The organism is Streptomyces lichenis (assembly GCF_023218175.1).
Classification (GTDB): Bacteria; Actinomycetota; Actinomycetes; order Streptomycetales; family Streptomycetaceae; genus Streptomyces; species Streptomyces lichenis.
In genome coordinates this window covers 32726-50360 of sequence record NZ_JALPTH010000010.1, presented here as the reverse complement: position 1 = coordinate 50360, position 17635 = coordinate 32726, and the positions used below count along the sequence as shown (strand labels likewise).

Sequence of the window (17635 nt, the reverse complement as noted above, 5' to 3'; positions counted from 1 at the left end):
CCGCCTTTCCACCCCCTTTCCCGATCCTGTCCTCGCAGGTCAGAGGCGATAAGCGGCCGTTAAGCGAGGAGCAAGCGGGCCCCTCCAGAGTGACTGCGTTCAGTCATCGAGGAGCCCGCGCCCGACCGAGGCGCGGGTGTCTGGGGGAGCACCAGCATGGGGCAGCGCACGGCGGACCGGACCGGGGAACCGCTTCGGCGAAGAGGGGAGACACCGGATCCGGCACGCGACGAGGCGTTCATCCGGGCCGTCTACGACAAGCACGGCGTCGTCCTGCTGAGGACGGCCACCGGGCTGCTCTTCGGCGACAGCCACCGGGCCCAGGACCTGGTCCAGGAGGCCGTATTGCGCGCCTGGCGGCACGCCGAGATCCTCGACCCGGAAGCGGAGGGTGTCCGTCCCTGGCTGATCACCGTCATCCGCAACCTCGTCATCGACGGCCACCGGGCGCGGCAGGCGAGGCCGCCGGAAACGACCGACACCGTGCTGGTCGACATGCCGGGCCCGGAGCACGTGGAGCGCGCGCTCACCCGCAAGGTCGTCCGGGAGGCACTGGGCGACCTGTCACTCCAGCACCGCGAGATCCTGATCCACGTCCAGTTCCTCGACCAGTCCGTGGCCCAGACCGCCACGGCCCTGGGCATCCCTCCCGGCACCGTCAAGTCCCGCACCCACCTGGCGCTCAAGGCCCTCCGGGAGGCCCTGGAGCGGCGGGGGTACACCCCGTGAGCCCGCAGCCCGCCCACCCGGCCCGCCGGAGCCTGCTCGGGGCCGGCCTCGCGCTCCCCCTCCTGCCGGCCCTGACCGGCTGCGGACAGCCGGCTCGCCCCACCCCGCCTCCCTCCGCCACCACCGGGCCCACCGGCCGGCTCGGCATCCCGGTGACCCGCTCCGTGGCCGCGCGCGGCGAGCTGACGGCGGTCCAGCGCTCACCGTTCCCGCTCGTCTTCGTCGCGCTGAGCTGGCGAGGTCCGGAACGCGGCCCGCGCATCCGCTTCGACGGCCGCCCGGACAGGACCTCCGGCTGGCTGCCGGTACGCGCCGGCTGCCCCTGCGGCGGGGACACCGCCCCGGACGGGGTACGGCACGCCCTGGTTCCGGCCGGTGGCGCACGCTCCTACCAGGTGGGCCATCCACCCGGCGTCGACCTGCTGACCGCGGTCGGGGTGGACACCGTGCACGGCCCCCTGCCCGCGCCGACCGCCCCGTCCACCGCCCCGCCGCCACCCCGCCGCGCGGCCCCGGACGCCTCCCGGCGCCCCGCCGGCCCATCCGGCGGCGACCTCGACGCGCTCGGCGTCATCACCCGCGCCGACTGGGGGGCCGACGAGACGAAGGCGGTGGCGACCCGCGTCTTCGCCCCGGCGCGGGCGGTGACCGTCCACCACACCGTCACCGCCAACCGCGACCCCGACCCCGCCGCGACCATCCGCGCGATCTTCGAACTGCACGCGGTACGCAACGGCTGGGGGGACATCGGCTACCACTTCCTGGTGGACGGCGAGGGCCGGGTGTACGAGGGCCGGGCCTCCGGGGACGACGGACCGCCGGGCCACAACTCCGCGAACGAGGTCGTGACCGCCTTCCACACCGGCGGCTTCAACACCGGGAACATCGGTGTCGCCCTGCTCGGCGACCTGGACAAGGCGCCGCCCACTCCCGCGGCCCGCCGCGCGCTGACCCGGCTGGCGGCAGCGCTGACGGACCGCCACACCCTCGACCCGCTGCGGCCACTGGCCTACACCGCGTCCTCCGGACGGGTCCGCCGGCTGCCCTCCGCCGTCAACGGGCACGGTCTGTGGACACCGACGGCCTGCCCCGGCGCCCGGCTGGACATCCCGGCCCTCCGCCGGGACCTGGCCCGCCTCCCCGCCCGATGAACGGGCCGGCATCCCCAGGTGGGCGGGACCGCCGGCCCCGCCCACTCCGCGTACCGGAGACCGCCGGCCCGCACTCCGCCGTGGCCGAGCCGCCCGGCCCGGCGGTGCGCGCCGGATCACCGGACGTCCTGCGGGGCTTCGCCCTGCTCGGCATCCTGGTGGTGAACGCCCGCGTCCTGGGCGGCGTCCCGGCCCCCCGGCCGGAGGGCATGTCCCCCGACCGGCTGGCGGCCCTGGCGGTCGGCACCCTCGCCGAGGCGAAGTTCTACCTGCTGTTCTGCTTCCTGTTCGGGTACAGCACCGCCCTGCTGACCCGCCGGGCCGCACCCCCTCCGTACCGCTCCCACACCGCCCGCTACCTCAGACGTCTCGGAGCCCTGTCCGTGCTGGGCGCCGGGCACGCCGTGCTGCTCTTCGCCGGTGACATCCTCACGCTCTACGCGGTACTGGGCCTGCTGCTGTATCCGCTGCACCGGCTGCGCCCCCGCACCCTGTGTTTGCTCGGATGCGGCCTGCTGGCGTCGTTCTCGCTGCTGATGCTGGCCTACGGCCAGGCGGCGCTGGCCACCGGCCCCGTCACCGCCGACCCGCCGGCGGGCGCGGCGCTTGCCGAACTGGCCGCCCGCCACCGCGACGGTCCGGCCGGCGCCATCGGAGCCCGGCTGGAGCAGCTCCCGCTGTTCGCGGCGGGCAACGCGATGTACGCCCCCCAGGTGCTGGCCGGCATGCTCCTGGGACTGGCGGCGGGCAAGGCCGGATGGCTGGAGCGCACATGGCCCCGGGCCAGGCTGTACCGGCTCGCTGCCGCCGGGCTCCTGGTCGGGCTGCCCGGCAGCGGCTTCATGGCCCTCTGCTCCTACGGGCCACTGCCGCCCCACTGGGCCGTACTCGGCAGGGCGGTGGGCGTCTGCACCGCTTCCGCCCTCACCGGGGCCTACATCTGCCTGCTGCTCGCCAGGGAGAGATCCGGGGTTGGCCGCCGCGTCGACGGACTGCTCACGCCGGCCGGCCGGATGGCGCTGACCCACTACCTGACCCAGTCCCTGGTGCTCGCCCTGGTGTTCACCGGGTACGGCCTGGGCTGGTACGGCCGGATCGGCGGGGCGCCCGTGCTGGCGGGATGCCTTCTGCTGTTCGCCGCCCAACTCCGCCTCGGCGAGGCCTACCTGAGGCGGTTCGACCGCGGCCCGGCCGAAGCCCTGGTGCGCCGGATCTCGCTGGGGCCGCTCCACCGCCGCCGTCCGGCGGATGCCAAGGGCGCGGTAAGCCACCGCTGATCGGCGGTTGGGAACGTACCCGCACGGCACGGAATCCCGTGCCGGCGACCCCTCGAACAGGGAGACCCGTCCATGCGTGACCACTCACCCCACTCCTCGTCGAGCGAGACGGAGTACTACAGCGCGCAGGAGGAGACGCCTCTCGCCTCCAGCGCCCCCCGGACCTCCAGCGCGCCCGGCCTCCACCAGCAGCCGCAGGGCCCCGCGTCCCCCGTCCCGTCGACGCCGGCTCCTCCGAGCCCCGCGGCACCCGCGGTCGCCCCGGCGCCCGCCGCTCCCCCTGTGCGCGGCGCGGCGAGCGAGGACCCCTACAGCCTGGCCGAACGGGGCGGCGTGCCCCGGGCGGAATCCGGCCCGGCCCGTACCAGCGGTGCCCGGAAGACCGTCAACTCCCTGCTCGACGTGACGCCCTCGGTGGTCTCGGCGACGGCGGAGTGGACCCGCAACCCGCACGCCCGCGCGGCCGGCACCTGGGCGGGCATCGCGCGACCGGCCTACAACATCGCCGAACAGGTCGGGTACGCGCGAGGCGTCAGGAACGAACCCGACAAGCCGCAGCCGGCCTTCACCCCCAGCAAGGTGGCAGCGAACACCATCACCGGTGTCGGCCTGGGTGTCTGGGGCAGGGGCGTGCAGACCGACAGCCCGACCCTGCAGGGCATGGGAGCCGGACTGGTCGCCGCGGGCGTGCTCGTCAACAGCACCACCGACCAGAAGCACCACGAGGGCAACCCCCAGGCGGCCGCGGCCGGCACCAGGCTGCCGGGGACCCCGCTACGGGACCTCCGGGCATCCTCCCCGCAGCCCTCCCCGCAGCCCCCGGCCGACCGGCCGGCGCACCACCCGGCGACCCCCGGTACCTCCGGCGGCGGCAACCGGCTCCGGTAGCACCACGCCCCGCAGCCCCCGGGCCACCACCCGATGGCGGGGGCATCCCCGTCCGGAGTCCTTCGCCGGGGCCCGATCCGGTGCCCCGGCGAAAGCGGTCCGGCCACCCGGGCGACTGCCGAGCAGCTTCTCCGGGGTGCCCATGAGGGCCGAAGGACCTCGCTCCCGTGGCCGTCCGGTCAGCGGTGGAGGGGGCTGCCTCGTCACGCGAGCCCCGCTGTAGGCTGACCGGACCGCCCTTGACCTGCACGTACGCAGGCAGGGAGCCGAGTCACAGGAGCACTCAGATGCAGCGCACCATGTTCAAGTCCAAGATCCATCGCGCCACCGTCACCCAGGCCGACCTGCACTATGTCGGGTCCGTCACCGTGGACGCCGACCTCATGGAGGCGGCCGACCTGCTCCCGGGGGAGCTCGTCCACATCGTCGACATCGACAACGGGGCCCGGCTGGAGACCTACGTCATCGAGGGGGAGCGAGGCTCCGGCGTGATCGGGATCAACGGCGCCGCCGCACACCTCGTCCACCCCGGGGACCTGGTGATCCTCATCAGCTACGCCCAGGTGGACGACGCCGAGGCGCGGGCGCTGGTGCCGCGGGTGGTGCACGTCGACGGGGCGAACCGGATCGTGGAGCTGGGGACGGACGCCTCGGCCCCGGTGCCCGGCAGCGGCACGGTTCGCGCCCCGCACGCCGTACCCGGGCCGCGCGGCTGACACCCGCGTATCCGGCCCTGGCCGCGCGGCTGACACCGCGTATCCGGCCCGGAGGCGCGGCTGACACCGGCGTACCCCGCCCGAAGGGGGTCCGGCGGGTGGACGAGTGATCCCCTCGCGGGCGGGAACGCGGCGGGGGAGAGCCGGTACGGGTGGCGGGGCCGCCGCCCGTAGCGGGTCCGTGCGGGCCAAGGCCCGTACCGCCACGGCCGAACCACCAGGGGAGTCGCCATGACCAACCCGTACCCCGACCCCGTCCCGCCCGCGCCCACGCCGGGCCCGGGTCCGGACCCGGCGCCGCCGACACCGGTGCCGAGCCCGGGACCGGGACCCGAGCCGGGCCCCGCTCCCAGCCCGGTCCCCGGCCCCACCCCCACCCCTCCGCCGCACCCCGGCCCCCCGCCCGGCCCTGAGCCGGACCCGGTGCCCAAGCCCCCCGGCCCCGAGCCCGTGCCCGGCCCCGAACCGGAGCCCGGTCCGGCCAGCTAGGCAGCCGGACAAGGCCGGACAAGGACGGTCGCACACGGGCCCCCGCCGCGGACAGCGGCGGGGGCCCGTGTCCGTACCCGCCCGCAGACGGCGGGATCCAGGGTCAGTCCGCGCTGACCTCGGAGCGGTCGCCGCCCCAGAGGGTGTGGAACACCCCGTCCCGGTCGGTGCGCCGGTAGGTGTGCGCGCCGAAGTAGTCCCGCTGGCCCTGGGTGAGCGCGGCAGGGAGCCGGTCGGCGCGCAGGGCGTCGTAGTAGGAGAGCGCCGCCGCGAAGCCGGGGGCCGGGACGCCCTGGCGCGCCGAGGTGGCGACCACCTCGCGCCAGTCGTCCTGCGCCGCGCCGATCTCCGCGGCGAACTCCTTGTCGCCCAGCAGGCTGGGCAGCCCCGGCTGGGCGTCGTACGCGGCGCGGATGCGGTCCAGGAAGGCCGCCCGGATGATGCAGCCGGCCCGCCACAGCGAGGCCACCGCGCCGAGGTCCACGTCCCAGTCGTACGCCTCGCTGCCGGCCCGGATCATATGGAAGCCCTGGGTGTACGAGACGATCTTCGACGCGTAGAGGGCCTGCTCCACCCGGTCGGCGAACCGCGCCGCCTCCGCCTCGTCCAGTGGCTGGGCGGTGGGCCCGGGCAGCGACCGGGAGGCCTCCCGCAGCCCGGCGTGGCCGGACAGCGAGCGGGCGAACACCGCTTCCGCGATGCCCGACACCGGCACCCCGAGGTCCAGCGCGATCTGCACCGTCCAGCGGCCGGTGCCCTTCTGCTCCGCCTGGTCGGCCACCACGTCCACGAACGGCTCGCCGGTGGCGGCGTCGGTGTGCGCGAGCACCTGCGCGGTGATCTCGATCAGATACGAGTCCAACCGGCCCTCGTTCCAGCCGCGGAAGGTCTCGGCGATCTTGGCCGGCGAGTAGCCCGCGACCGACCGCAGCAGGTGGTACGCCTCGCCGATCAGCTGCATGTCCGCGTACTCGATGCCGTTGTGCACCATCTTGACGAAGTGCCCGGCCCCGTCGGGGCCGACATGGCTCACGCACGGGGTGCCATCCGGCGCCTTGGCCGCGATCCGCTCCAGCAGCGGGCCGAGCGACTCGTACGACTCGGCCGAGCCGCCCGGCATGATGCTGGGCCCGTTCAGCGCCCCCTCCTCACCGCCGGAGATGCCCGCGCCCACGAAGTGGATGCCGCGCTCGCGCAGCTCCCGCTCCCGGCGCCGGGTGTCCTCGAAGTGGGCGTTGCCGCCGTCGATGATGACGTCGCCGTCCTCCAGCAGCGGGGCGAACTCCTCGATGACCGCGTCGGTCGGCTCACCCGCCTTCACCATGACCACCAGCCGCCGGGGCCGCTCCAGCGCGGCCACGAACTCCTCCGCGCTGCCGGTGGGAACGAAGGCGCCCTCCTCGCCGAACTCCTCGACCAGCGCGTCGGTACGGGCCTGGGTCCGGTTGTGCAGGGCGACGGTGAGGCCGTTGCGGGCGAAGTTCCGGGCCAGATTGCGGCCCATCACCGCGAGCCCGGTGACACCGATCTGGGCTGTGCCGCTCATATGCGTGCTCCTGTGTCGTTCGGTGGTGGTTCATGGCGTCCCGGCGGACGGACCGGGCCGGCGGGCCGGCCGGTGGACGGGTGCGCGCCGACGCGCTGCCGCGCGCCCCGCGTACGCCCCGGTCACCTGCGGTTGCCTTCCCCGGTCCCGTACCCGTACGCACCACCTGAGCGGGTCATTCACCGCAACACCGCCCCGGCCGCCCGCACCGCCCCCGTGCCCCGTCCATCCCGCCGGTCCCGCTCTCACCGAAGGTGACATCGGGACCGCCCCTTGTCACCGGCCGCCCCACCCTCTAGCTTGGGCCGCCGCTGACCTGTGCAAGGGGGGAGACCCACCCATGGCCTTACGCGGACGACACCGGCGGTACCAGCCGAGCCGCCTCAACCGGGCTTCGCTGACCGTCACCGCGAGCGGCGCCGGCATGGCCCTGCCGCTGATGGCGGCCGGAGCGGCCGAGGCGGCCTCGGTGGACACCTGGGACAAGGTCGCGGCCTGCGAGTCCACCCACGACTGGGACATCAACACCGGCAACGGCTACTACGGCGGCCTGCAGTTCACCCAGTCCACCTGGGAGGCCTTCGGCGGGACGCGGTACGCGCCCCGCGCCGACCTCGCCACCAAGGACCAGCAGATAGCCGTCGCCGAGAAGGTCCTGGACGGCCAGGGCCCGCGCGCCTGGCCCGCCTGCTCGGTCAAGGCCGGACTCACCCGCGGCGGCGACGCCCCCGCCATCTCCCCGAACGGCGGCCGCGGCGAGCAGGTCCGCACCACCGGGGAGAACACCGGCCGGGAAAGCGCCTCTCCGCGGAATCCGCAGAAGCGGAGTGCCAAGGGGCAGCCGAAGCAGCCGGCCGCCACGCCCACCACCGTGCCCGGCAAGCGCGAGAGCTACACCGTGGCGCGCGGCGACTCGCTCTCGGGCATCGCCCGCGCCGAGCGGGTCAGCGGCGGCTGGCAGCGCCTCTACGCGGAGAACCGCACCGTGATCGGCTCCGACCCGGACCTGATCCTCCCCGGCCAGCGGCTCGCGCTGCGCGGCACCGCGGCCGGCCCGGTGACCGGGAAGCCGCGCACGGAACGCCCGCGTCCGCAGACCTCCAGGCCGAAGACCACGGCGAAGCCGCCGAACGAGACCAGACCGGCCGCCAAGCCCCAGGCGAGACCCGACACGGCCAAGCCGAAGCCCCGCCAGGAGGCGGCCAAGCCGAAGCCCCGGCAGCAGCAGGCCAAGCCGCAGCAGGCGACCGCCAAGCCGCGGACCGCCGCCGGGTTCAGCGCCCCGGTGGAGGCCGGCCCGAGCACCGCCTACCGCAAGGCGGGCTCCTCCTGGGCCAGCGGCTACCACACCGGTGTGGACTTCGCCGTCCCCACCGGCACCTCCGTCAAGGCGGTGGCGCCCGGCCGGGTCGTCTCGGCGGGCTGGGCCGGCTCCTACGGCTACCAGATCGTCATCCGCCACCACGACGGCCGCTACAGCCAGTACGCCCATCTCTCCGCCCTCAGTGTGCGGGCCGGGCAGCAGGTGGGCGGCGGTCAGCGGATCGCCCGCTCGGGCTCCACCGGCAACAGCACCGGCCCGCACCTGCACTTCGAGATCCGCACCGGCCCCGGCTACGGCTCCGACATCGACCCGCTCGCCTATCTGAGGTCCGTCGGGGTCCGCGTCTGACACGCGCCCCCCGTGCCCGTCCGTGCCCGGCGGGCTCCGCCGGGCACGGGGCCCTGCCGGGGCCTACTCCAGGTCCAGGGAGCCGTGCACGACCCGGCCGCCGACCATGGTCAGCAGGACCTTGGTCCCGGCGATCTCCTCCTCGGGGACCTTCATCACATTGCGGTCCAGCACGATCAGGTCGGCGAACTTGCCCGCCTCCAGTGAACCGGTGTGGTCCTGCTGCCGCAGCTGGTAGGCGCCGTTGAGGGTGGCCGCGCGCAGGGCGGCCGCGCGGCTGATGCGCTGATGGGGCGTCATCGGCCCCTGCTTGGCGTACTCGCTGCCGGGCGCGGCGGTCCGGGTGATCGCCGTCTTGATGGCGGTCCACTCGTCCAGCGGGTCGACCGGCCAGTCGCTGCCCAGGGATATCCGGCCGCCGCCTGCGAGGATGTCCCCCTCCGGTTCGTAGTTCGACCACCGCTTGGCGCCCAGGTAGGGCTTGACCGACTCGACGGAGTCGGGGGCGGGCTTGGCCCAGTGGAACCCCATCGCGGCGACCACGTCGAGCCGGGCGAAGCGCTTGATGTCGGCGGGGTCCACCAGTTCGGCGTGGGCGACGGTCAGCCGGCTGCGCCGGTCGCCGCGCTCGCGGACGCGGGCGAAGGCGTTGAGGGCGGTGCGGACCGACCGGTCGCCGATGGCGTGCACATGCGGGTCGAAGCCCGCCTTGGTCAGCTCCGCCACGATGGAGTCGAGCTGCTCCTGCTTCCAGTATTGGGCGCCGGTCCGCTTGCCGGGGCGGCACTCGCCGTGGCCGCACTCCAGATAGGGCTGGAGCAGGCCGGCGGTCTGCGCGGGGTACTGCAGGACGCCGTCGAGGAAGAGCTTGGTGTTGCGTACGGCGATCCCCGCCGCGGCCTTGACGGCGCCCCCGTCGTACCGGTCGCGCAGGGCGCGCACCTTGCCCACCGGGTCCTTGTCGCCGACGTTGACCAGCGGGGCGAAAGAGGCCCGGGCGGTGAGCGCGCCCTCCTCGGCGAGGGCGGTGAAGGCCTTGAGCCCCTCCTCGGACGCCAGCGCGTCCATGAAGGTGGTCACCCCCTGCTCCGCGAGCGCGGCCAGGGCGGTGCGGGCGATCCGCAGGTTCTCCGCGGCGGTCGGCTGCGGGATCTTCGCCGTGACCAGGTCGGTCGCCCCGTCCTCCAGGACGCCGGTGGGCTCGCCCTGGGCGTCCCGCCCGATGGCACCGCCTGCCGGGTCCTTCGTCGCGGCGGTGATACCGGCGATCTCCAGGGCGCGGCTGCTGACCAGCACGGTGTGCCCGTCGGTGGACTTGACCACGATCGGCCGCCGGGTGTCCAGGGCGTCCAGATCGGCCTTGGTGAGCTTGGTCCCGGCCGGCCGCATGGCCTGCGCGTACCAGTGCTCGACCTGGACCCAGGAGTCGGGCTCCTCGTCCTTCGTCCGCTTCAGATAGGCCCTGACGCGGTCCTGGAACTGCCGGACCGTGAGCGGTTCGTACTCCAGGTCGCAGCCGAGCAACCCCTGCCCGCCGGACATGGGGTGCAGATGCCCGTCATGCAGTCCGGGCATCACCATCCGGCCGCCCAGGTCCACGACCCGGGTGCCCTTGCCGACGTGGCGGCGGGCCTCCCGATCGGTGCCGACGAAGGTGATACGGCCGGCGGTGACCGCCAGCGCCTGGTGCACGCTGTCCTCGTCGTCCACGGTGTGGACATGGCCGCCGGTCAGCACGAGGTCGGCCGCCCGTCCGGCCCGGTCCTCCCCGGAGCGGTCCCGCTCGTCTTCCGGTCCGCAGCCGTCGAGCGCGACCGCGGTGACGGTGACCGCGCCGGCGGCCAGCACCGCCCGGCGACCCGGCGTACCCCGCATACCCCTCATGAGGCCTCCCTCGTCCCTGCCTGAGCCGTGCCGGTGCACGGTGCGTTCTGCGTCACACCGGGGACGGTAAAGGGTGCGGTATCCGTAGGCAGCGGTCTTCGCAACCGGATCACGGCCTGTCTATCGAATGTGAAGAGGGGAAATCGGCTGGGAATCGAAGGGGTGGAGGCGGAGGCTGGCTATTGAGCATGTGCCCAACAGGGGTGGCGCCGGCCGAGGGAAACCGCAGCACCGTCCGTTTCGCCCCTTTCCGAAAATTCCCGTCCCGGTCGCGGGCGACCCGCTGGCCTCGCCCCGGCCCCCTGCCCCGTGACCGAGAGCACGGGCCTCCGCTTGGCCCTCGCGCCCCCGCCTCCCGTAGAGTTCGGCTTTTGACAAGCACCCGCCGCCCGCGTGTCGCGGCGGCGCGATGAACGAGCGAGCGAGGAACGGCAGCGCCATGACGGTGACCGAAGAGACCCAGGCGTACGAGCCGGAGGTGTACGGGCCGGGGATCGCCCCCGAGCGGCTGGCCGTCTGCCTGAGCGTCCTCGCCGAGCTCGACCGGATCGAGGTCGACCACCCGGACGCCATCGCGGTCCGCCGGGCCACCTCCGGCATCTACCGCACCGTCAAGCAGCGCCGCCGCCAGGAGCGCCGTGCCGCCAAGACCGCCAACGACCGGGCCGTCACCGAGGCCACCGCCACCGGCTCCGCCGACCGCATCGACGACGAGACCCAGGGCCTGCTGCCCTCCTCCTCGGTCGCCGGCGAGATCGCCGGCATCCTCCAGCGCCCCCGCTCCTGCTACGTCTGCAAGCAGCGGTACGTCGAGGTCGACGCCTTCTACCACCAGCTCTGCCAGAAGTGCGCCGCCGAGAACCGCGCCAGGCGCGACGCCCGTACCGACCTGACCGGCCGGCGGGCCCTGCTCACCGGCGGCCGCGCCAAGATCGGCATGTACATCGCGCTGCGGCTGCTCCGGGACGGCGCCCACACCACCATCACCACCCGCTTCCCGAACGACGCCATCCGCCGCTTCAAGGCCATGCCGGACAGCGACGAGTGGATCGGCCGGCTGAAGATCGTCGGCATCGACCTGCGCGACCCCGCCCAGGTGGTGGCCCTCGCCGACTCGGTCGCCGCCGCCGGGCCGCTGGACATCCTGATCAACAACGCCGCCCAGACCGTGCGCCGCTCGCCCGGCGCCTACCGCGAGCTGGTGGCCGCCGAGTCCGCCCCGCTGCCCGCCGGCGAACTGCCGCCCGCCGAGGTCATCGGCACCTTCGGCAGCGGAACGGTCGACTCCGTGGCCGCGCTGCCCGGACCGCGCGGCGGGGACCAGCTCACCGCCCAGGACATCACCGACCTGGCCCTGGTCAGCGGCTCCGCCTCGCTGGAGCGGATCGTGGCCGGCACCGCCATCGACGCCGGCGGGCTCGTACCCGACCTGCACGACAGCAACAGCTGGGTGCAGACGGTCTCCGAGGTGGACCCGGTCGAGCTGCTGGAAGTGCAGCTGTGCAACTCCACCGCCCCGTTCATCCTGATCAGCCGGCTCCGGGCGGCCATGGCCGCCTCCCCGGCCCGCCGCACCTACGTCGTCAACGTCTCCGCCATGGAGGGCGTGTTCGCCCGCGGCTACAAGGGCGCCGGGCACCCGCACACCAACATGGCCAAAGCCGCGCTGAACATGCTGACCCGCACCAGCGCCCAGGAGATGTTCGACTCCGACCGCATCCTGATGACGGCCGTGGACACCGGCTGGATCACCGACGAGCGCCCGCACCCGGACAAGGTGCGGCTCGCGGAGGCCGGCTTCCACGCCCCGCTGGACCTGGTGGACGGCGCGGCCCGGGTCTATGACCCGATCGTGCGCGGCGAGGCGGGCGAGGACCTGTACGGCTGCTTCCTCAAGGACTACGCCCCCGGCCAGTGGTGAGCTGACCTCACCCCGTGGGGTGAACGCCAGGGCGCGGGTGCGCCAAACGGAAACCGCTTGCCGAGCGTCCCGCTCTCCCCGCCCGCCCCATCCGTCGGAGGGCTCGCAGGACGCTTTCCGGCGCCCGGGTCTGCCCGCGCGCTCCCGGCGTGTCCGGATTCCCACCCTGTGACGCGTTCCATCGAGCGGAACCACGCTCATTTGGTTAACCTGGGGCGAACGGCCGACCGACCGGGGGCCACGAAACCCCTCGGGTCGGCCTGGGGACAAGCCTGCCACCAAGCTTGCGGTCCCGCCCGATGACCGGCGCCACCGCGACCGAACGGCAGTACATGTCCCATAGGTTCGCGACACGACAGGAGTGCGCGGTGACACCAGAAACGATCATTCAGGAGCCTGCGGAACCGGGCGAACGCCTCGCCCGTTCCGAGACCCTCGGCAGCCTTGAGGTGTGGGCCCGCTCGGCGCCCATCCGGCTCGCGGGCTACGAGGACGACCTCGCCGAGCCGCACATCCTGCCCGGTATCGACTGAGCCGTACGCTTCGGCCGGACCCGCACCCGCGCATGCGGCACCCGCTCCGTGCCCTCCGCCCCGCGACGCGCCCCGCGCGCCCGCCGGCGGAGGGCACGCGGCTGTCCGGGGGTCCGCCGGGTGCCGTCATCAGCGCAGCCGGGTCGGTGGCAGGAAGTCGCGCTCCGGGGTCCGGTGCCACCAGGCGCCCGTCGCCCGCCGCTCCGCCCCGGTGGTGAACCGGTACCGGTAGAGCCGGGCCCGGATCTGCGCCGGCGGGCCGTCCGGGAAGGGGTTGTGCCCCAGCAGCCGCAGGGTGTCCCGGTCGCCCTCCAGCAGTCGCTCGACGAACGGGGTGAACCAGGACCGGGCGTACGCGGGGGAGAGGGCGGCGAACCACATCATCCAGTCCAGCCGCAGATGGTACGGCGCGAACTGGCGCGGCAGCCGCCGCACGTCCCCCGGCTTGCCCCGGAAGCCGTACTCCCGCCAGACCGTCCCCGGGTGGGCCGTCGCCTCCTCGGTGCCCTCGATGACGATCTCGCGCCGGACCCGCCCCACCGTGCCGAAGGCCCCGTAGGTGTTGACCAGGTGCAGCGGGTCGAAGGACCGGTTCATCGCCTGGTGGCGGGAGAGCAGATTGCGGGCCGGCCGCACGCTCAGGACCAGCACCAGCGCGGTGACGGCGAGCACCAGCACCCCGAACCACAGCGGGGGAGCGGGCAGCACGGGCGGGGCGGCCACCAGCGAGCCGTCCACCGCGGACAGCGCGAGCACGATGGTCAGCCAGTTCAGCCAGGCGAAGTTGCCCGACGCCACCAGCCACAGCTGGGTCACCACGATCAGCCCGGCGGCGGCGCTCGCCACCGGCTGCGGGGTGAACAGCAGCACCGGCACCGCCAGCTGGGCGACATGGTTGGCCGCCGTCTCCACCCGGTGCAGCGGCCTCGGCAGCCGGTGGAAGAACCAGCTCAGCGGGCCGGGCATCGGCTGGGTCTCATGGTGGTAGTACAGGCAGGTCAGATCGCGCCAGCAGGAGTCGCCGCGAAGCTTGATCAACCCGGCGCCGAACTCCACCCGGAACAGCAGCCAGCGCAGCAGGAACAGCACCAGCACCGGCGGGGCGGTCTCCTCGTTGCCGAGGAAGACCGCCAGGAACCCGGTCTCCAGCAGCAGCGACTCCCAGCCGAAGCCGTACCAGGTCTGCCCCACGTTCACGATCGACAGGTAGAGCGCCCAGAGCACGGCCCACAGCACCATGGAGACGGCCAGCGGCACCGCGTCACCCGCGCCCGCGAGCAGGGCGAGGGCCAGCGCCGCGCCGCCCCAGGCGCAGAGCGCGAAGAACCGGTCCGAGTAGTGCCAGTGGAACACGCTGGGCGCGGCCCGGAACGGCACCCGCTCCACATACCGGGGCACCGGCAGCATGCCCCGGCTCCCGATCAGCGCGCGGAACTGCAGCGCGGCCGCGAGGAAGGCGACCAGGTAGACGGCGGCCAGCGCCCGCTGGAAGACCAGCCGGCTCAGCCAGTAGTCGGAGGAGGCGAACCAGAACCATTCCATCGGTCCCGAGTATCCGCGTCCGCCCTCTCGACGCCGGCGCGACACCGCCGTGCGGCACCCGCCGCACATCGGGCTGACGGCGACTCAGGTGGCGATCCGGCGCAGGGTACGGCCCAGATGGCGGGCGTAGGCCCGTTGCAGCAGCGGCACCACCGGCCCGGCCAGCCGGGTGTACCAGCAGCCCGGCCGGCTGAACGCGGTGACCGTGAACCACACCGAACCGTCCGGGCGCAGGTCCACCACGAAGGACTCCTCACCCGTCTCGGGGTGCCCCGGCAGGGTGCCGTAGGCGAAGCCGGTCCGGCTGGTGTCGTCCACGGTCCAGATCACCGCGCACGGGACGGTGATCCCCAGCCGCGCCGTGCCGAACCCGACCGACACACGGGTGCCCGGCTCGGCGCGCGGGGTGTCCGCCACCACCCGTACCCCCGTCCGCCGGTGCATCCGCCAGGTCACGACGGCCGTCCCGGCGCGCTGGAACACTTCCCGCCCGTGCCCGATCGGCGCGGTGTGGTGCAGATGGTGGTAGCCGGCCGGCAGCGGCCGCTCCAGGGTGGCGCCGGTCTCCGGGTAGGTGAGGTCGGTCGGCACAGGGTCCTCCGGGCGGGCGGTCTGCGGGTGGGTGGGATCGAGCGGGGTGCGGCCGAGGTGGTCGTGGCGGGTGCCGTCGGCCCGACCGTGATCATGGTCGCCGAGTGCGCGGATCAGTCGGCTCATGGGGTGCGTCCCTCGGGTCGGCGCCGGTCATGGCCGGCGGATGGGCGTCGAGTGGTCCCGGCCTGGCCTGCTCCGGGCCCAGGTGGCGGGAAGCGCTCCGGTACCGGGCCCCTTGTCCTCGCTCCTGCCGCCGGGGGTGGCGAGCCGCCGCCAGGCCAGCACCGAGCAGAGGGCGAAGCCCAGTGCGTTGCCCAGTCCATGGGTGGCCGCCATCCAGGCCAGGTCGGGATGGGGCAGTCCGGTCGCCTGGCCGACCGCCCAGCTGAGGGCCAGCAGCATCGTCGCCACCAGGACGGCGGCCGAGACGGCCAGAAGGACCCGGGTGGCCCGGTCGGGCGCGGTGGGCCGCACCTCGCGCCAGGTGAGCCAGGCGACCGTCCACATCCCGGCGGTCAGCACCAGCGCGCCGAGCAGTTCGGCCCAGTCGTCCACGAAGTAGCCGGCCAGCACCAGCAGGGTCCCCGAGGGCACGCTGTACCCGGCGAACCGGGCCGCCGGGCGGTCGGCGGTACGGCAGACCAGCCCGGCCACCAGGGCGGCGGCGAACCCGGCGAAGTGGAAGTGCGGCACGGTCAGCGCCAGGATGTCGAGGTCGAAGCCGAGGAGCCGGTGCCCCGCCCGCTCGGCGACCAGGGCCGAGGCGGCCACGGCGGGACAGGCCAGCGCGGTGAGGGCGGCCACCTCGGCCGGGGCGGGCACGGCCCGGCCGCCGCGTACCAGCCGGCCGGCCGCGTGTCCGGCCAGCAGCACCGTGCCGAGCGCGTACCCGCAGGCCAGTGTGGTGGCGAGGGCACCTCGGGGCAGCCAGAGGCAGACCGCCCCGGGCACCGCGAAGAGCGGCCACAGCCGCCGTACCGTCCGCAGCCCCGCCGGGTCCAGCAGGGCCAGCCCCAGCGGCAGGACCACCAGCATGCCCAGGGGCACGATCAGGTTCACCAGCGGCCACATCGGTCCCACCTCTCCCCGTACCGGCGTCTTGAACGCGTTCAAGTCCGTTCTCCCGCTCACTGTAGAAGGGTTGTTGAACGCGTTCAAGTCGATCTGGGGTGAGGCATCCCGTGGCTCCGTCCCCCGGTCGGACCACCCGGCTTGCGGGGCGGTCCGGGGTCCGGCAGACAGGAGCGCAGAGCCCTCAGTCCCCGGGCGGCGCAGCCGGGCCGGGGACGCCCCGGAGGACAGGAGGCCCCCCGCGTGCCCACACCCACGCGCCGCCGTCGCGTCGCGCCCCAGGTGCCCGCCGCGTACACGCTGGCCGTCGCGCTGCTCGTCGCGGGCTGCGGTGACGGAGAGGGAGGTGGGGACGCCGGGCCGCAGATGTCCGCCGGCGCCCAGAAGGTGCGGCTGCTGCCCGCCGGCGACCCGGGCTCGGACCCGTTCACCGCCTCCACCGCCCGCCCGGCGCCCGGACTGCCCGCCTCCGCGGCCTCACCCGCGGCGGGCGCCCGCGGACAGAGCGCGCGCAGTGTGCCCGGCTCCACGCCCGGTCTGTACGGCGGCACCCGCTCGGTGCCCAGCTGCGACATCGAGCGCCAGGCGTCCCTGCTCACCGAGGACGCCACCAAGGCGCGCGCCTTCGCCCAGGCCGCCGGTGTCACCCCGGCGGGCCTCGCGCCCTGGGTGCGCGGCCTCACCCCGGTGCTGCTGCGCGCCGACGTCAGGGTCACCGGCCATGGCTACCGCGACGGCGCCGCCGACCCGTACCAGGCGGTGCTCCAGACCGGCACCGCCGTCATGGTCGACCGCTACGGCACGCCCAGGGTGCGCTGCGCCGGGGGCAATCCGCTGCGGACCGCGGTGGACGCCCGGGGCGCGGCCGAGCACGAGGGCGAGGCCTGGCCCGGCTTCGACCCCGGACGCACCCTGATGATCACCCCGACCCGGCGGCCGGTGGAGAGCCTGGTCATCGTCAACGTCCTCAGCAGCACCTGGGTGGAGCGCCCCATGGGCACCAGCGGCGCGCAGGACGCGGCGCCCGCCTCCCCGCCGCCGTACGCGCCGGGGGAGCGAGACCTGGCCGAGGCGGCCGTACCGGAGGCCGAGCCCTCGCGGGACCCCGGCTCCGGCCCCGCCACCCCGCCCGGGCAGCAGCCCGAGGGCACCGGCCCGGCCCCCCGGCCGGACCAGCCGGAGGGGGAGGGGGCGGGCCCGAGCGTCCCGGACAGCGGAACGGCGGTGCCGGACGGCCCCGGCACCGGCGAGCCCGAGCGGCCGGGCCGGCCGGACACCGCGGAGCCCGAGGGGGCGGCCCCGGAGACCGTCGAGCCGGAGGACTGCCCGACCGATCCGGGTGAAGGCCTCGCCGTACCGCCCGGCTGCCCCACCCCGCCCCCGCCGCCCGAGCCCCCGGTGATGGCCGAACCGGAGGACCTGTACGGGCCGGACGCGGGCCCCTACGCGGGCGGAGCGGGTGAGGGCGGCGGCGACGGCGACGGCGACGGCGGCCCGGAGGGCTCGGGTCCGGGCTCCGGTCCGGGCTCGGGTCCGGACGGCGCCGGTCCGGACGAGGAGCCGGTCTTCGACATGGAGTGAGCCCCGCCGGAGGGGCGGTGGGTCCGCCCGCCGGGAGCGTG

General features: G+C 74.7%; 14 protein-coding genes. 9 read left to right on the top strand and 5 right to left on the bottom strand.

The genetic code is table 11. The annotated features are described in order from the left end of the window. Nucleotides 1-156 precede the first annotated feature (156 nt). The 5 genes from M1O15_RS12495 (at nt 157) to panD (ending at nt 4761) form a co-directional block, all read left to right on the top strand. Nucleotides 157-729 (top strand): sigma-70 family RNA polymerase sigma factor, encoded by a 573-nt coding sequence (locus tag M1O15_RS12495; protein ID WP_248633800.1) that lies wholly within the window; start codon nt 157-159, stop codon nt 727-729. After that, nucleotides 726-1880 (top strand): peptidoglycan recognition protein family protein, encoded by a 1155-nt coding sequence (locus M1O15_RS12490; protein WP_248633799.1) that lies wholly within the window; start codon nt 726-728, stop codon nt 1878-1880. Before M1O15_RS12495 ends, M1O15_RS12490 begins: the two co-directional genes overlap by 4 nt. A gap of 80 nt (nt 1881-1960) precedes the next feature. Continuing rightward, the gene (locus M1O15_RS31635) at nt 1961-3157 is read left to right on the top strand and encodes a DUF418 domain-containing protein (RefSeq protein ID WP_248633798.1); all 1197 of its coding nucleotides are present in this window, start codon (nt 1961-1963) and stop codon (nt 3155-3157) included. Nucleotides 3158-3229: 72 nt separating this feature from the next. After that, nucleotides 3230-4045: a hypothetical protein gene (locus M1O15_RS12480; protein WP_248633797.1), complete on the top strand. Its 816-nt coding sequence runs from the start codon at nt 3230-3232 to the stop codon at nt 4043-4045. Between the two features lie 287 nt (nt 4046-4332). Further along, entirely contained in the window at nt 4333-4761 is a 429-nt protein-coding gene (panD, locus tag M1O15_RS12475) for an aspartate 1-decarboxylase (protein WP_248633796.1), read from the top strand. Between the two features lie 592 nt (nt 4762-5353). On the opposite strand, the gene gnd is transcribed toward panD, so the two are convergent. Next, on the bottom strand, nt 5354-6796 hold the full coding sequence (gene gnd, locus M1O15_RS12470; protein WP_248633795.1) for an NADP-dependent phosphogluconate dehydrogenase: 1443 nt from the start codon (nt 6794-6796) through the stop codon (nt 5354-5356). Nucleotides 6797-7136: 340 nt separating this feature from the next. Between gnd and M1O15_RS12465 the strand changes: the two genes are divergently transcribed. Next, complete coding sequence (locus M1O15_RS12465; RefSeq protein WP_248633794.1) at nt 7137-8468, top strand: transglycosylase family protein; 1332 nt, start codon at nt 7137-7139, stop codon at nt 8466-8468. A 63-nt stretch (nt 8469-8531) separates the two neighbouring features. On the opposite strand, the gene M1O15_RS12460 is transcribed toward M1O15_RS12465, so the two are convergent. After that, nucleotides 8532-10352, bottom strand: a complete 1821-nt coding sequence (locus M1O15_RS12460; protein WP_248633793.1) for an amidohydrolase — start codon at nt 10350-10352, stop codon at nt 8532-8534. A 439-nt stretch (nt 10353-10791) separates the two neighbouring features. Here M1O15_RS12460 and M1O15_RS12455 point away from each other — a divergent pair, with 439 nt between their 5' ends. Together M1O15_RS12455 and M1O15_RS12450 are read left to right on the top strand one after the other, a co-directional pair. Beyond that, entirely contained in the window at nt 10792-12273 is a 1482-nt protein-coding gene (locus tag M1O15_RS12455) for an SDR family NAD(P)-dependent oxidoreductase (RefSeq protein ID WP_248633792.1), read from the top strand. A gap of 368 nt (nt 12274-12641) precedes the next feature. Further along, nucleotides 12642-12806, top strand: a complete 165-nt coding sequence (locus M1O15_RS12450; protein ID WP_248633791.1) for a hypothetical protein — start codon at nt 12642-12644, stop codon at nt 12804-12806. Nucleotides 12807-12935: 129 nt separating this feature from the next. Here M1O15_RS12450 and M1O15_RS12445 read toward each other — a convergent pair whose 3' ends face one another. From M1O15_RS12445 to M1O15_RS12435, 3 genes are all read right to left on the bottom strand, one after another. Then, nucleotides 12936-14348: a lipase maturation factor family protein gene (locus tag M1O15_RS12445; protein ID WP_248633790.1), complete on the bottom strand. Its 1413-nt coding sequence runs from the start codon at nt 14346-14348 to the stop codon at nt 12936-12938. Nucleotides 14349-14432: 84 nt separating this feature from the next. Next, on the bottom strand, nt 14433-14939 hold the full coding sequence (locus M1O15_RS12440; protein WP_248633905.1) for a DUF1990 domain-containing protein: 507 nt from the start codon (nt 14937-14939) through the stop codon (nt 14433-14435). Between the two features lie 153 nt (nt 14940-15092). Beyond that, on the bottom strand, nt 15093-16013 hold the full coding sequence (locus M1O15_RS12435; protein ID WP_248633903.1) for a YndJ family protein: 921 nt from the start codon (nt 16011-16013) through the stop codon (nt 15093-15095). A 243-nt stretch (nt 16014-16256) separates the two neighbouring features. Between M1O15_RS12435 and M1O15_RS12430 the strand changes: the two genes are divergently transcribed. Then, nucleotides 16257-17594 carry a DUF6777 domain-containing protein gene (locus tag M1O15_RS12430; RefSeq protein ID WP_248633789.1) on the top strand — a complete coding sequence of 446 codons (1338 nt, stop codon included), beginning with the start codon at nt 16257-16259 and terminating at the stop codon, nt 17592-17594. The last annotated feature ends 41 nt before the right edge of the window (nt 17595-17635 follow it).

Excerpts from the sequence above, each read along its gene's own strand:
- M1O15_RS12480 (WP_248633797.1), top strand. The coding sequence starts at position 3,230 with ATGCGTGACCACTCACCCCACTCCTCGTCGAGCGAGACGGAGTACTAC.
- M1O15_RS12435 (WP_248633903.1), bottom strand. The coding sequence starts at position 16,013 with ATGTGGCCGCTGGTGAACCTGATCGTGCCCCTGGGCATGCTGGTGGTC.
- M1O15_RS12465 (WP_248633794.1), top strand. The coding sequence starts at position 7,137 with ATGGCCTTACGCGGACGACACCGGCGGTACCAGCCGAGCCGCCTCAAC.
- gnd (WP_248633795.1), bottom strand. The coding sequence starts at position 6,796 with ATGAGCGGCACAGCCCAGATCGGTGTCACCGGGCTCGCGGTGATGGGC.
- M1O15_RS12495 (WP_248633800.1), top strand. The coding sequence starts at position 157 with ATGGGGCAGCGCACGGCGGACCGGACCGGGGAACCGCTTCGGCGAAGA.
- panD (WP_248633796.1), top strand. The coding sequence starts at position 4,333 with ATGCAGCGCACCATGTTCAAGTCCAAGATCCATCGCGCCACCGTCACC.
- M1O15_RS12455 (WP_248633792.1), top strand. The coding sequence starts at position 10,792 with ATGACGGTGACCGAAGAGACCCAGGCGTACGAGCCGGAGGTGTACGGG.
- M1O15_RS12460 (WP_248633793.1), bottom strand. The coding sequence starts at position 10,352 with ATGAGGGGTATGCGGGGTACGCCGGGTCGCCGGGCGGTGCTGGCCGCC.
- M1O15_RS12445 (WP_248633790.1), bottom strand. The coding sequence starts at position 14,348 with ATGGAATGGTTCTGGTTCGCCTCCTCCGACTACTGGCTGAGCCGGCTG.